Below are 13,939 nucleotides of genomic sequence, written 5' to 3' on the forward strand. Positions count from 1 at the left end.
GCAAGCCTGAGGTGATTCTCAAGGAAGCCGAACTTAAGAAAGTAGCATGCCGGTTTGAATCTTCCATAGCTTTTGATACAGCCCCTGCTCTTCGATCAATTGTTCATGGCTCCCGGTTTGAATGAGCTGCCCCGCTTCAAGCACTAAAATTCGATGAGAATGACGAATCGTTGAAAGGCGATGCGCCACTAAAATAGTGGTTCGTCCTTTAGAAACTTGTTGAATGGAACGTTGAATCGCCGCCTCTGTTTCGTTATCAATCGCCGAAGTGGCTTCGTCAAAAATAAACACAGGCGGGTCTTTCAAGATTGCACGCGCAATGGATATACGCTGACGTTGCCCACCGGATAATTTTTGCCCGCGTTCGCCAATGATCGTGTCATAGCCTTGGGGTAATTGATCGATGAAATGATGCGCCTCCGCCATCTCTGCGGCTTGTCGAATCTCTTGATCACTCGCACCGAAAGAGCCATACGCGATATTTTCGCGAATGGATCCGTGAAAAAGAAAGACATCTTGGCTAACAAAACCAATGGATCGACGGAGAGTTTCCAGGGAAAGGGTTTTGATAGATTCTTGTCCCCAGATAATTGATCCGGAAGTTGGCTCGTAGAAGCGAAGCAAGAGCTTAATCATACTGGACTTTCCAGAGCCGGTTGGTCCTACTAGAGCCACCGTTTCGCCAGCTGAGATTTGCAAAGATAGATTTTTTAGACCATGGACTCCATTGGGATATTGCAGGGATATCTCTTGAAAGCCAATCGCAATCGGAGCATGAACCACTGCGGCAACGAGCCCACTGTCTTTGGGGATCGGAGTTTCTAACAGATCCAAAGCACGCTTTGCAGACGCCATCCCGCGTTGAAAGAGATCGGTCGTCTCGGCAAGATCCGTAAAGGGCCACAACAGACGCTGAGTTAAAAAAACCAATACACTGTAAGCTCCGATCGATAACTGGCCGCTCAGTGCCAAATGCCCACCGAATACAATTGTGGCGATAAATCCGATCACAATTGCCATGCGAACCATCGGAATATAAGCTGAGCTCCAGACAATCGCGGACCGATTCGCCTCGGCATACGCCTCGCTATCGGCTTCTAAACGGCCCAGCTCATACTCTTCGGCCGCGTAGCTCTTGACAACCGCGACGCCCGATAAAGTATTATGCAAACGCTCCGAAAGAGCGCCTGCTCGCTCCCTTACATTCAGGTAGCAAGGCCCCAAATGCCTTTGAAAATAGTAGGCACCCGCAAGAATCAAAGGAATCGGCATTAAGGCCATTGCCGCGACGCCAGGAGCCAAAAAAAAGAAAATAACAGCCACAAAAACCGTGCTCACGGCCGTTTGAATGATCGAATTTGCGCCTCCATCGAGGAATCGCTCCAACTGATTGACGTCATCGTTCATGATCGAAAGCAGCGAACCGGTATTTTTCTCTTCAAAATAACTCATGGGTAACTTCTGCGCATGAGCAAAAACATCTCGTCGGAGCGAGTGCTGAATAACTTGAGCCAGGTTTCGCCATTCAATGGATTTTAAGTAATCAAATAAGGACTCAAAACCCCAAATCAAAAGCGTGACTCCTCCTAGAATCAGCAACTGATGCTGCAGATTCAAGATACCCATGGAACCCAAAAACGATTGATCGCGTTTAACAACGACATCAACGGCCACACCAATCAGGATTTCCGGCAGAATATCGAAAAACTTGTTCGCAACCGAATAGAGGATAGCCCGAACAATCCGCGCTCGTTCGAAGGCTGTGTATTGAAAAAAGCGTCTGAAAACCGTCATGTTCGGACTTTATTGGAGCCCGTGTTGCTTCACAACCCTAAATGCACATCCGATCAAAACTTGATGTACCTACCGTCGTTCTATGAGCTGCAGCAATCCACGAATGGCAAGTTCGTAACCAGCTGTTCCGAACCCGGATATTTGCCCCACACAAACTGGGGCAATTAAGGAAATATGCCGAAAGGATTCCCGTGCGTACAGCTGTGTCACATGCACCTCAACCGCAGGGACTCCGATTCCTTCAATAGCATCTCGGATGGCGTAAGAAGTGTGCGTATAAGCCCCTGGATTGATCACGATTCCATCCATGCTCTTGCAGTCATGAATTGCGTCGATCAAAGCTCCTTCGTGGTTACTTTGAAAAAAGAGAAATTCGGCTTGATGGCTAAACTTTTCCGTCAGCGCGCGATGGATCTCCTGAAGCGATTGAGACCCATAAAGTTCCGGTTGACGAGTCCCTAAAAGGTTCAAATTGGGGCCCTGGATCACCCTTATTTTTTTTTTCATGACAGCAAGAATCTAGCACATCTATTTGCTTTTCACTGCATTTCGCCCTCATGCCTTTTTGGGAGCTTGCACATCAGGACTATAAGCAGCAAGAACCGCCAACAGTTTGCCAAAAGCTGGAAACTCTTGATGAAGTTCTTCCATCGCTTCTTGTTGCATCTTCGGATTCTCTCGATCATTCAAGCGGTCCTCCAGATCGGAGTGCTCCAACAAAAAAGAGTCTGTTTGCGAGTTCGCCGCTACAACATCTCGAATCGCGTCTCGAATGGTTGCGAGCTCTGGGGCACATTGAACGAACTTTGGATCGCTCATCACAACCCTATCTGGAACATTCCAAGCAAACCCAAACAGCATCTCCAAGCTTGTGCGTGCGAATCCGTACGCATCTGAAAACGGAGTAACAATGCCCTCTCGGGACAAAGCGTCCCAGTACGGATAGTCGGACCTTATCTCGCTTTGACCGAAACTGTTCGTTAAATCATAATCATTCGTATACCCGCGTTTGTCATGACTCACTAAAATATTGGGGGGTTTGATGTCGCGATGTACGATGCCCTTTTCATGAAATCGCTGAATTGTTCGAGCGGCATCCCCAATCACAGCGAGCTTTTCCGAAAGAGATCCCTGAAAAGTTTTTAGCTCACCGACGTATTCCGCTTCGCGCGCTTCGAGTTTATTTCTATTAACTCGGCTGGTCTTTGACAGGATGCCTGCAATTCGAATGGAAGGATCGCTCATATCTGAACTCAAAGCCGCTTTCACAATATCTGCACCTTGAATAATCACCCGATTTGCTTCCGGAGTATTTGCTTTCACCAAAACAGTACGATGGATGGATTTTTCGTGTTTCTCGCTGTTTAAATCGATATTTAAAGTTCGGGACTGAAAAACCGTCTTATAGGTCCCACTTCCCAGCTTCTTACCCACAAGCTCGACTTCAATCCCAGCCTCTGTTTTTTGAACCCACATATCAAATGGCAATTCGAGAGAAACAGCTTCCTGTTTCCGAACATCCGCCGGCATGGCTTTTCCCGCCTTGAAGGCAGCTTCCGAAGCAAAAGCATACGACTTGCCTAAGAGAAGCTTCGTTCCTGGCGTATTCAGTGCTCCAGAGTGGTCTAGATTCAATATCTCACGGGCAATCATTCGACTTATCGATGTTAAATCAGAAATATCCCGCTTAAAATCACCTAAATTGCTTTCCAAAAATTTCTGAATTTCGGATGGCATGACGGTTTTCTTTCGAACCATTCTGCCTAATGCGTTTGCTTCAAGCAACTGCTTCGCTCTTGCTTCGCGAGATAGCTCCGCGAGAAGAACTGGACGACTGCTGGATCGTTCAGAGTTGCTTTCTCCTGGAGAACTCGTTGCAACGCTGCCTTCGCTGTTCACTCGATTGTCTTCCCCAAAAGCTGCGCGAAGTTGATCGGAATTGGCTTCGGAAGAGAAAACATGGGCAACACCGTTTGCTTTGGCCTGAGGAATCTGGATGTTCAGAATGGGTTTTGTTTCAACAGGTGATACCATGACCCAGTCATCACACTGCAAGAAATCGGAACTGTTTTTCTTGGCATCGTTTTTAAGGTCTTCTGATTCAACGCGCGGAGGCTTCGCATCCTTCAACCATCGGTAAAATCCAAGCATATTTCTAGAATAACCGAACTCAAAATCAATATGGCATTACAAGGTATTAATTTTTACACGGTAAGTTTGAGCAAATCTGATTGTATCAAGGTTTGAACCTGATAAAGTCTGCGCCATGCTGCAGCAAGAAATCGAACTCAAATACCGAATTCCGACTGAGACCGATTTCAATCGATTGCTCCAATCTCTAGGAACCCCTCGTTGCCAAGAAGAACAAATCAATTTCTTCTTTGATACAGTCGATTTTCGATTAAAAAACAAAGGGTTATGCTTAAGACTTCGACAATCAAATGAAGTTTTTTTTCTCACTTGCAAAGCCCCTGTCCAAGGGCTTCAAAGCCCCAATCAACAGGTTTCTATGCATGATGAGTGGGAAGTTTCCATCGATCCTCCACTGGCTCAGTCTCTGTTGTCCGGATCTCCAAGTTGCTTGGAAATGATGCGTTCTACGGATCGCGATTGGAGTCCGATTCTAGCCCAAACCCGGCTCTGCCTATTAGCTCGCCTGGAAAAGCAATTAGAGAATCGAAGCATTCAACAAATAGGTTCATTCTCAAACCTTCGGACTCATTTTTCTTATGAATACGAAGGGCATTCGCTTGATTTCGAACTTGATCAAACTCGATTCTCAGAAAAGCAAATCGATCGAGAACTCGAAATTGAAATTCCTGCTTTGATCTCGCTTTCAGGATTTCAAGCTCATGTCGAAGAGTTTCTGCGCAGCCTCAGTATCCCCATTGAAACTTCAACAGGCAAAAGCGAGCGATTCTTTGCTTTGCTTCGCGCAGAGGCCCTTATCTGAGGGATTCACTTTTTCCTCCGTTGACAGAATAGACAGGTCATGAAAACAGACTCGTCTCGTTGCACCCGTAGCTCAGCTGGATAGAGCATCAGACTACGAATCTGGGGGTCAGAGGTTCGAATCCTTTCGGGTGCACCAGTCAATGTCTCTCATCGCAACCCAAAAAAAATAAATTGCAATCGAACAATTGTCGCTGTACTCCGTGGCCTAGTTGCAGCAATGTGCTTCACCGTTAGCTGATTTAGCATTCGAATTGAAACGAAATTTCTTTTTTGGTGGGTTTATGAAGCTTTTTTGTTCATTTTTGTTTTTTTCATTCAGTTTGCTAGCAGTGAATGATACCGATGCTGAGCAAATTTCTGAGATACCGCCTCATACTGGCGAAACGAAGACCACCGCCGATCAAGAATTTGCAACGGTTTGGAAGGGAACGAGAACTTCTGAGTGGGATGACTATGTAGGTCATGAGGGACAAGGAGACCTGAATCGTTTTTACCAATCCGATCCAGTTCTTCGAGAATTCTTAGGGAACCTCACCAATTTGACCGTGTTGGATGTAGGTTGTGGAAACGGCTATATGTCTCGCTGGGCGTGCCATGCTGGCGCTGGGCGTGTAATTGCCGTTGATATCTCGGAAGAATTCATCAATATAGCTAAACAACATTCTCCTAAAGAGCAATTCAAGGAAATTGATTTCCGGGTTGAGAGCGGCAACGATTTGGCTTCTGTTCCGGATGACTCTATAGACCGTGTGGTGTCAAACTACGTGTTGATGGATGTTGCAGATCTGAAAGGCAACATTCGTCGCATGTATGAGGTTCTCAGACCGGGTGCAACAGCTTCAATCGTGATCGTACATCCTTGTTTTCCTATCAAGTATCGCAGCGAACATGATGGGCGGCTTATTCTGGAGTGGGAAGATTCTTATTTTGCAACTCATTTGCAAGTTACTCCTCCTTTTGATCAGACTTTTACAACTCCATTCAAAATTATGCACCATCCTCTGGAAGAATATGAAAAGGCTTTTGAAGAGGCTGGATTTAAACGAATCAAATTGAGAGAGCCTCATTTAACGAAATCGCAAAAGCAACACTTAGACCCTTCCTTGCCAAAAAATCTTGGAGAAATACCCATATCAATCGCCTGGTTGCTGAAAAAGCCGAATGAATCTGTAAAGAAACTACTATCAGCTTTAGAGTGCTTCTGCCCTGAGGTTGGAATCGGATTTAGCGAAGGTGAAAACAGGCGAGGCGAATTAGTCGAACATACGAATAATATTTTCAATACAATAAAACAGCGGAAATCTGGTTCTGGTTTGTTTCATCTTCTACTGCGCAAGCTGGGACGCTCTTTTCAATGGGCCGCTAAAGATGGCGAAAAGGCCCTTTACTGTTTTCAGATGTCTCTGAGAATAGCGAGAACCCTAGATAGCCCCGATGTAATCGTCTATCTTTCTGACGTTGGAGAGCTGTACTTTGAACGTGAACAGTATAAGAAATCTCTTCAGTGCTATACTGATGCTGTGGATGTCGCAAGGCAGAAAAATCGAGTTCAACTTGCTTCTTGTTTGCATGGTGTTGGTTATCTTGCTCGAGTGACAGAGGACTACGAGACAGGTCTGCAAGCATTGGAAGAGGCTTCGGTGTTCGCTCAAATTTATGATAACGGACAGGCGGCTATTCAAGTTAGTGGTGAGATCGGCTGGATTTACCGCCAATTGGGCGAATATTCAAAGGCGCTCAACCTAACCAAGGCGGCGGTAGATCGTATTCGAGAAAATCCTCAGAGCCTTGATCCTAAACAAACGCCTTTGGATTATGCTTACTTAATTAATAATATTGCATTAATATATAGAGATTTGCATGAATATTGTGAATCAAAAAAATATTTCGAAGAGGCTTTAATTTGTTATAAAAATATATATAAAACTAAAGATGAAATTTTTATATGCGTTTTAAAAGATAATATTTCATTAAACAAATACTCCATGGGACGACTACAAGAAGCCCTAGAGCTAGCTCAAGAAGTATTGGAGCAACGACTAAAACTTTACCCTGATGGTCAGAGCGTCGATATCGCTCGATCGTTCTATAATATGGCAACCATGCATCGAGAATTAGGGCATCTTAGATTAGCGCTTGAAAAAGTGAATAAATCATTGCTAATGCGAAATCAGATCTTGGATAACAATCATTCAGATGTAGTATGGTCACGATATGCTATTGGACTTGTATACCAAGACATGGGTAGACTAAGCGATGCATTAGAGGTTTTTCATCAAGCCTACTCAACTCTTGACGGTAAAAAAGATTTTGCTTTGAGAGCAGCCCTATTAAGCGCATTAGGAAAGCTTTATCGCTCGATCGGACAGTATGAGGAAGCTTCTCAAAAATTCAAGGAGGCATTAAATTTTGAAAAACTCTATGCCACCGAATATACAAGCCTACTGTTGGAGAGTGCGCTTCTTGCTAAAGATCAAGGTAATTGGGAGGAGCTGACTCAGTTTTTAGAACAAGCTTCCAAAGATTTTTCAAGTCAATCCTTTCCAGAAGTAATTCCCTTGTACACCCTGCAGGGATGGTTAAGATCGTTTCTCGATGAACCAGAGCAAGCATTAGCACTTCACCTCAAAGCGCTTGAAATTGCCACTAAGGCTTTTGATACCCTAGAAATACCCATCATGGGAGAGCTTTATACCTACGTGGGTGATTCCTATATGGCTCTCGGTCAACAAGCTACCGCTACGCAATTCTATGAAAAGGCGCACCAAGTGAGGCAGGAAGTAACAGCACGAGAGTATCCTTTTACGCGCAGAACCAAGAATGAACCCGTGTTCACTCAGCCTGAGGTTTTACTTCCGGCCCATCAGAATTTATGGAATGGGTCTGTTAAATATCTAAATCCTCATTCTGGGAAAAGCTATGAGGTAATACCACTCAGTTCGCATGGTGACGATTGCGGCTTTGTAGCCCTTGGAGCAACTCGAGAACAGTGTATTGAACTCATCAAGAAGCATGCCGATAACCCCAAAGTTCAGCATCTGCTTGCTGCAGATATGGCATTAAAAGCCTTTGCTTCGGATTCTTTCCAGCCGGATGATTCTGTACCTACGGCTGAACAAATAAAAGCATTTCTAGATGATGAATTTATCACTCAGCGAAACCCCTTAACCTATTTCAGAGATGGTGGTGGAATGTTGGAAGCTTTGGCAGGTCTTTTAAATATCAATGTGTCTGTATTTGCAGGAGAAGCTGCGCTAACAAAAACAATCTCCATACCCTTCGCTCAAAATGCGAGTGCCCCAAAAGCAAACAGCACGGTAGTAATTCAGCACGTAGCTGGGCTAAGCAGAACCGGTCACGCTTACATGAAGAACGTAAATTTGCTGCGTGAAACACCACCTGAACCGTATCTCTCCGGCTTGTACACGGGCACGGAGGAGCGCAGCAGGTCCGAAAAAACTGCTAAACAGACACTAATAAGAAGTGCTGAAGTCGTCCTATCGGAGTGTGATGATGCCGCTAATTTTGAAGAAACACAACTACGATTTGCTAATCGTGAAACAATTTTAGCGATCAATCGTGCTAATATTCACGATGCTAACCATACAGTTCTTCCAAGGTGGACGGAAGATGACGGAGACTGCGCTTTCCATGCTTTGCGTACCACAAGAGCCGATTTTCTCAGGGAAATTCATGCTATTGTGCAAAACCCATGGCATAATTTACATAGGGATGTCGTCGCATTATTCAACGGACTGATCAGCGCAGGAGAGTATACCTATGAAACCTGGCGGCTGGCAATGCTGGGTGTACGAGCAGCCCCTTTGTGGGCAGGAGAATTTGAGCTTAATCTTTGGGGCTTGCTCCATCACAGGAGGGTACGTGTTTTTGAGTTAGGTAATAACGGATTCTTTAATAACGGAGCATTTGTCTTTGGACCAGAGAATGCCGAAGAGATTTGGGTTGCATACGTAAATGCTGGTGGACCACTAACGGGGACGGCCATTCAGCAAGCAAACCATTATATTGAGCTGCAACGGCCTTCCGAAGTTGCTTTATTGGGATTAGCGACTCCTCTTAGACTCACGAGTAACACCAGATGAGTCTGGGTTCACTGATAAGATAGAGCCAATCCGCTCCAAGGTTCCACCTCCTCACTTGTGCACGTTGACGAACTGCAGATCAAAACACTCGCCTCTTGCTCATGTTGCAATTGAATCGTTTGGCTACCAAAATTAAACAAAACCCAAACCGTATTCTGTTCATAACTTCTGGAAATCAAAAGTAAGTTTGGATTAGCTGTCGAGTGAATTTTTTGATTTCCCAATCTCAGTGCTGCACTCTGAGTTCGGAAGTAGATTAACTTACGATAGAGCCAGTAGATGGAATCTCGATAGTCATCGCTCTGCTCTTCGACAGAGTCCGTGGCACTGGAAAATGGAATCCACGGAGCATGGCTACTGAAGCCTTTATACTCTCTTGTCTCCCATTGCATGGGAGTACGAGACTCCTGTCGTTTCAATGGAATATAGGGACTTCCTGTCCAATAGCGAAACCAGGCTGCTTTGCTCATGATGCGATGCAGGGGATCTGGACCTTCTTCCCAATGCCCCTCTCCTTCCCGTATCCCAATTTCTTCGCCATAATAGACAACGGGTGTACCTCGCATTGTCATCAATAGAAACGCTGCTAAGCGCGCTTTTTCATCGCTATTTCCGAATCTTGTATAGTGTCGAACTCGGTTCTGATGGCTAAACGAGTTGATCGGCCAATCACTGCTGGAGCTACTCGTTTCAATCTCCGTCCATTTTTCTTGAAATGCTTGAGCGCCTAGATTGAGACTCCATAAATCGGAATCAAAAGCGAGCGGAACCCCCTCTCCTTTTAAGCCTCTTAACTGAGAGGCAGCGTACAGCCCTTCTCCGAAATCAACATCGTTTTCTGCGAGCAAAACGGCATTATATTCATCCGTAAGATGCCGCACCTGCAAGAATATCCCTTGAAGCTCCTCCCAGCGATCGCGATCGTTGGAATGCTCTTGGCTCCAGTAGCGATAAAAAAAGCTTTGAACCCAGCGCATCGACAAGAAAGTGCTTGGATTATTTTTAAGATGCTTTTCTTTCAGGTAGCAATTGGCAAGGTCCAGTCGAAAACCCTCTACACCGTTTTTGAGCCAGAACTTCATGATTTCCAGAACCTCATCCACCACAGCTGAATTTCTCCAATTTAAGTCTGGCTGCTCTCGAAAAAAAGAATGGAGGTAATACTGATGGCTGCCGGAATCATATTCCCAAACAGACTCATCCAAACGAGAAATCCAATTATTAGGCTGATCTCTCCAAAGATACCAATCACGCTTTGGACTTTGTTTTGAGCGACGCGCTTCTATAAACCAAGGATGCAAACGAGACGTGTGATTTACCAGCAAGTCTAAAACAATTTTAAGGTCGCATTTCTTGGCTTCTGCCATCAAATCCTTGAAATCGCTCCAAGTGCCTAGCTTGGGGTGAATACCATAGTAATCGGTGACATCGTGCCCAAAATCATCTTCTGAAGAAGGGTGTATCGACGAAATCCAAACGGCTCCAATCCCCAGAGATTTCAGATAACTCAGTCTTTGCGTCAGTCCTCGCAGATCTCCAACCCCATCTCCGTTGGAGTCTTGGAAGCTTGGAAGGTAAACGTGATAAAAGACCCTTTCTTTCCACCAAGGAGGGTTTTCCTCCTGACGTGCCGGGTTCGGATCCTGGAGAGCCGCTGAAAATCGAAAGGTCGTCTGCGATGAATCTTGCCGAGAGTGATAAAATCCAACCAGTACCCCCAGCATGGAAAGAAATGCGCCCAAAATCATGGCTAGAGAACGAGTGCCGAAGGCAAGTTATTTCAATACGACAGAGTGCTCAGCGTCGAGATTTCATGGCTGATCGATGCTGCAAGCTCAATATCTTCAGGGGCATCTAGGATCCGTTCAACCCATCTGGCAATGCACAGCATATGACTTTCTCGAAACCCTCGAGTGGTAATCGCGGGAGTACCCATTCGAATCCCAGATGTCACCGTCGCGGGCTCAGGATCAAATGGTATCTTATTTTTATTGACCACGATACCGGCACGCTCCAGGGCTTCTTCGGCACGCTTGCCTGTGATTTTTTTGCTTCGTAGATCGATCAAGATAAGATGGTTATCTGTACTGCCCGAAACTAAATCAAAATTTTTCTGCTTTAACTCCCAAGCAAGCGTTCGAGCATTGCTTAAAACCCGCTCTTGATAACTTTTAAAACTTGGCAAAGAGGCCTCATAAAGGCAAACAGCCTTACCGGCAATGACATGCATCAAAGGCCCCCCTTGGGTCCCTGGAAACACACAGGAATCTACCCGCTTTCGATATTCGTCTTTGCATAAAATCATCCCACCTCGAGGGCCTCGTAAGGTCTTATGGGTCGTGGTGGTGACAAAATCAGCATACGGAATCGGCGAGGGATGAAGCCCGGCGGCTACGAGGCCTGCGATGTGAGCCATATCGACCCAAAGTTTAGCCTTTACCTGGCGCGCAATGTCGGCAAAGCGTTCAAAATCGATGGTCCGGGGGTAAGCGGAAGCACCGGCCAGAATCAACTTGGGACGCTCTTGATGAGCCAATCGTTCCACCTCATCAAAATCAATCAACCCCGTCTCAGGAGAAACTCCATAGGGAACGATTCGATAAAGTTTGCCTGAAAAATTAACTTTTGCTCCATGCGTGAGATGTCCACCGTGATCCAAATTCATCGCCAGCACGGTATCTCCAGGATTGACTGCCGCCATGTAAATCGCCCAGTTCGCATTCGCGCCTGAATGAGGCTGAACATTGACATGTTCTGCATGAAACAGATTTTTGGCACGCTGGATCGCTAAATTTTCAACCGCATCAACGTGTTCGCATCCGCCGTAATAACGGGCTCCTGGATAGCCTTCCGCATACTTGTTGGTAAAAACGCTTCCCACAGCCTCTAAGACTGCCTCAGATACATAATTTTCACTGGCAATAAGCTCAAGACCGTGTGATTGACGACTTTTCTCTCGTTCAACAAGCCCCGCGATCTGCGGATCTATTTTAAACAATGCACTCAACTAAGCACCTCTGGAATCAAAAGACGTTGGCAAAATGGGCAAGATTCCAACAGTTCCCCCTTCGAAACTCGATTGTATAATTCGGGAGGCAGTGCGCGCTTGCAGGCGGTACAGACTCCCTGAGAAAGAATTGCGATTGCGACACCCGCTCGCTTGGAAGCCACTTGCTCGTAGCGCTTGCCCAAGGAGCTTGGTAAGCGAACAAAAGCCTGCGTTCGATCTTCTTCTTCCTGAAAACGCCGTTCAGCAAGCTCGACAAGCTGGGCTTTCACTTGATCGGTTTCTTCTTGAAGCAAGAGCGTAGCTTTGCGCAACTCCTCTTGAACACCTGCAAGCTCTTTTTTGAGACGCTCTTCAACTTCAAAGAGCTCAAGCAGCTTGGTTTCCGATTCTGAAATCAATCGCTTCTGAAAGCCTATTTCGGAAATGAGAGTTGAATATTCGCGTTCTCCTCGAATTTTATCGGCACGAGCCTCCCATTTTCTAAGGTTCATTTTTTCCGTTTGGAGTTCGAGTTCGTGAAGGCCTTTTTGCTTCAAACACACGTTGAGCTTATCTTGAACCTCTTTCCCTTGAACATTCACGCAATCTATTTTTACTTTTGCTTGGTTGGCCACGGCCCTAAGCACTTTCTCTTGATCGATCAGTCCGCGAATGTTGAAATCTTTCGCTGCTAAATCCGATAAAAGAAGCAATTGTTCTCGAACGGTCATGCACACACTCCAGTTTTGGTGGGCCCGGCGGGATTCGAACCTGCGCGCGGTCGGTTATGAGCCGAATGCTCTACCGCTGAGCTACGGGCCCACAATGGAAATGCCTTCTTCCTTGTCGCATAAATCGCCGCACGAATCAACCTCATGGACTACCGGAATTCCTAGCAAATGACAGCACAGAAAAAAACGGCACAGGGAAAGAATGACGGGGGGGGGCGATTCTCTTTTACCCGTCTAATACGAAACAAGCAAATTTTAGGTAACGCAACTCTGGGCACACGTGAGGAAAAGGATGATCCATTCCCTGCCCCGAGACGCGTATCAGTTGTCCTCGGCGGCGAGCTTTTGCGAGAGCTTCTTCGTTTATTTGATGAAAATCGTTAAAATCGATTTGGCTGCTGCAGGAACTCAAGGCCAAAAGCCCTCCCGGAGTCACTCTTTGAGCTGCCATGGCAAAGATTTCAACGTACTTGCGCTTCGCTCCTTCCCGTTGCTCTCGCGAGTGGGCGAACGAAGGTGGGTCGACAATCACCAGATCTCTCAAATCTCGATGCTGGCTCAAATACTCCGAGACATCTTCAACACAGGCTTCGTGCAGATCGCCCTCCAATCCATTCAACAACCAGTTTTGATGAGCAGAGCGAATCGCACCCTCAGAGATATCGACACTCGTCACCTGCTTCGCGCCTCCGAGCCCCGCATAGACCGAAAATCCACCCGTATAACTAAAGAGATTGAGGACGCGCTTTTCCAGGGCAAGGGATCGAATAAACTGTCGATTCTCTCTTTGATCAAAAAAGAAACCTGTCTTTTGCCCCTTTTCGAGATTGACCTGGAAGCGAACGCCATTTTCTCGAATCATAACTTCGGGTTCTTCGAGCACCGATTCTTCCCGCCGTTTTTTTTCAAGTATGCGAGAGCATCCCGTTGTCTCAGTAATCCAATGTTTGATCCACGCACGATTCCAAAATTCCGAAGGTCCTTGGCCATCTAATTGCAAAACCGCCGTATCTCCGTAAAGATCGCAAACGAGACCGGGAAATCGGTCCCCTTCCCCATTGATCAACCGATAGCCGTTGGTATCACTCTGACGAACAGGGCTGCGCAAGCGGTAGGCCATTTTAAATCGCTCAAAAAAATAAAACTCGCTGGGAGGAGCCGATTCAAAACTCAAAATACGAAGAGCCAAAACGCTATTGGGGTCGTAAATCCCCCACGCTAGAAAGCCACTCTTATCCTCCACACGCGCTAAAGAAGCCCGTTCGACTTGCTCGGGCGCTTGAATCGCGTCGCGATAGACCCATGGATGCCCTCTTAAGATGGAGCGCCGTAAATTGCGTGTCAAATAAACTCGAATTTTTTGCATG

Annotated in this window: 9 protein-coding genes and 2 tRNA genes; 3 read left to right on the plus strand and 8 right to left on the minus strand. The window is 46.1% G+C overall.

From position 1 onward, the window contains the following. Positions 1-33: 33 nt before the first annotated feature. The 3 genes from I8H75_01375 to I8H75_01385 all read right to left on the minus strand — a co-directional run bounded on the left by I8H75_01375 (position 34) and on the right by I8H75_01385 (position 3,945). Complete coding sequence (locus tag I8H75_01375; GenBank protein MBH2005992.1) at positions 34-1,794, minus strand: ABC transporter ATP-binding protein; 1,761 nt, start codon at positions 1,792-1,794, stop codon at positions 34-36. Positions 1,795-1,863: 69 nt separating this feature from the next. Beyond that, positions 1,864-2,301: a type II 3-dehydroquinate dehydratase gene (gene aroQ / locus I8H75_01380; GenBank protein MBH2005993.1), complete on the minus strand. Its 438-nt coding sequence runs from the start codon at positions 2,299-2,301 to the stop codon at positions 1,864-1,866. A gap of 48 nt (positions 2,302-2,349) precedes the next feature. Further along, a complete protein-coding gene (locus tag I8H75_01385; protein ID MBH2005994.1) occupies positions 2,350-3,945 on the minus strand; it encodes a hypothetical protein in 1,596 nt (531 codons plus the stop codon). Between the two features lie 115 nt (positions 3,946-4,060). Between I8H75_01385 and I8H75_01390 the strand changes: the two genes are divergently transcribed. The 3 genes from I8H75_01390 (at position 4,061) to I8H75_01400 (ending at position 8,852) form a co-directional block, all read left to right on the plus strand. Then, complete coding sequence (locus I8H75_01390; GenBank protein ID MBH2005995.1) at positions 4,061-4,747, plus strand: CYTH domain-containing protein; 687 nt, start codon at positions 4,061-4,063, stop codon at positions 4,745-4,747. A gap of 61 nt (positions 4,748-4,808) precedes the next feature. Further along, a tRNA-Arg gene (locus tag I8H75_01395) sits at positions 4,809-4,885 on the plus strand. A 73-nt stretch (positions 4,886-4,958) separates the two neighbouring features. Continuing rightward, positions 4,959-8,852, plus strand: a complete 3,894-nt coding sequence (locus tag I8H75_01400; GenBank protein ID MBH2005996.1) for a tetratricopeptide repeat protein — start codon at positions 4,959-4,961, stop codon at positions 8,850-8,852. Between the two features lie 8 nt (positions 8,853-8,860). Here the strand turns inward: I8H75_01400 and I8H75_01405 are convergent, their stop codons facing one another. From I8H75_01405 to I8H75_01425, 5 genes are all read right to left on the minus strand, one after another. Beyond that, positions 8,861-10,600: a hypothetical protein gene (locus tag I8H75_01405; protein ID MBH2005997.1), complete on the minus strand. Its 1,740-nt coding sequence runs from the start codon at positions 10,598-10,600 to the stop codon at positions 8,861-8,863. A 32-nt stretch (positions 10,601-10,632) separates the two neighbouring features. Continuing rightward, positions 10,633-11,859: a serine hydroxymethyltransferase gene (locus tag I8H75_01410; GenBank protein MBH2005998.1), complete on the minus strand. Its 1,227-nt coding sequence runs from the start codon at positions 11,857-11,859 to the stop codon at positions 10,633-10,635. Beyond that, positions 11,856-12,572: a hypothetical protein gene (locus tag I8H75_01415; GenBank protein MBH2005999.1), complete on the minus strand. Its 717-nt coding sequence runs from the start codon at positions 12,570-12,572 to the stop codon at positions 11,856-11,858. Before I8H75_01415 ends, I8H75_01410 begins: the two co-directional genes overlap by 4 nt. A 16-nt stretch (positions 12,573-12,588) precedes the next feature. Continuing rightward, positions 12,589-12,663, minus strand: a tRNA-Ile gene (locus I8H75_01420). 135 nt (positions 12,664-12,798) lie between these two features. Continuing rightward, the gene (locus tag I8H75_01425) at positions 12,799-13,938 is read right to left on the minus strand and encodes a class I SAM-dependent rRNA methyltransferase (GenBank protein MBH2006000.1); all 1,140 of its coding nucleotides are present in this window, start codon (positions 13,936-13,938) and stop codon (positions 12,799-12,801) included. Between the last annotated feature and the right edge of the window lies 1 nt (position 13,939).

This window comes from Myxococcaceae bacterium (assembly GCA_016000045.1).
Taxonomy (GTDB): domain Bacteria; phylum Myxococcota; class UBA727; order UBA727; family JABDBI01; genus AER2-1.

What these genes read in the sequence shown, in the direction of transcription:
- I8H75_01415 (MBH2005999.1), bottom strand. Translation starts at nt 12,572, where the DNA reads ATGACCGTTCGAGAACAATTGCTTCTTTTATCGGATTTAGCAGCGAAA.
- I8H75_01375 (MBH2005992.1), bottom strand. Translation starts at nt 1,794, where the DNA reads ATGACGGTTTTCAGACGCTTTTTTCAATACACAGCCTTCGAACGAGCG.
- I8H75_01405 (MBH2005997.1), bottom strand. Translation starts at nt 10,600, where the DNA reads ATGATTTTGGGCGCATTTCTTTCCATGCTGGGGGTACTGGTTGGATTT.
- I8H75_01390 (MBH2005995.1), top strand. Translation starts at nt 4,061, where the DNA reads ATGCTGCAGCAAGAAATCGAACTCAAATACCGAATTCCGACTGAGACC.
- I8H75_01385 (MBH2005994.1), bottom strand. Translation starts at nt 3,945, where the DNA reads ATGCTTGGATTTTACCGATGGTTGAAGGATGCGAAGCCTCCGCGCGTT.
- aroQ (MBH2005993.1), bottom strand. Translation starts at nt 2,301, where the DNA reads ATGAAAAAAAAAATAAGGGTGATCCAGGGCCCCAATTTGAACCTTTTA.
- I8H75_01425 (MBH2006000.1), bottom strand. Translation starts at nt 13,938, where the DNA reads ATGCAAAAAATTCGAGTTTATTTGACACGCAATTTACGGCGCTCCATC.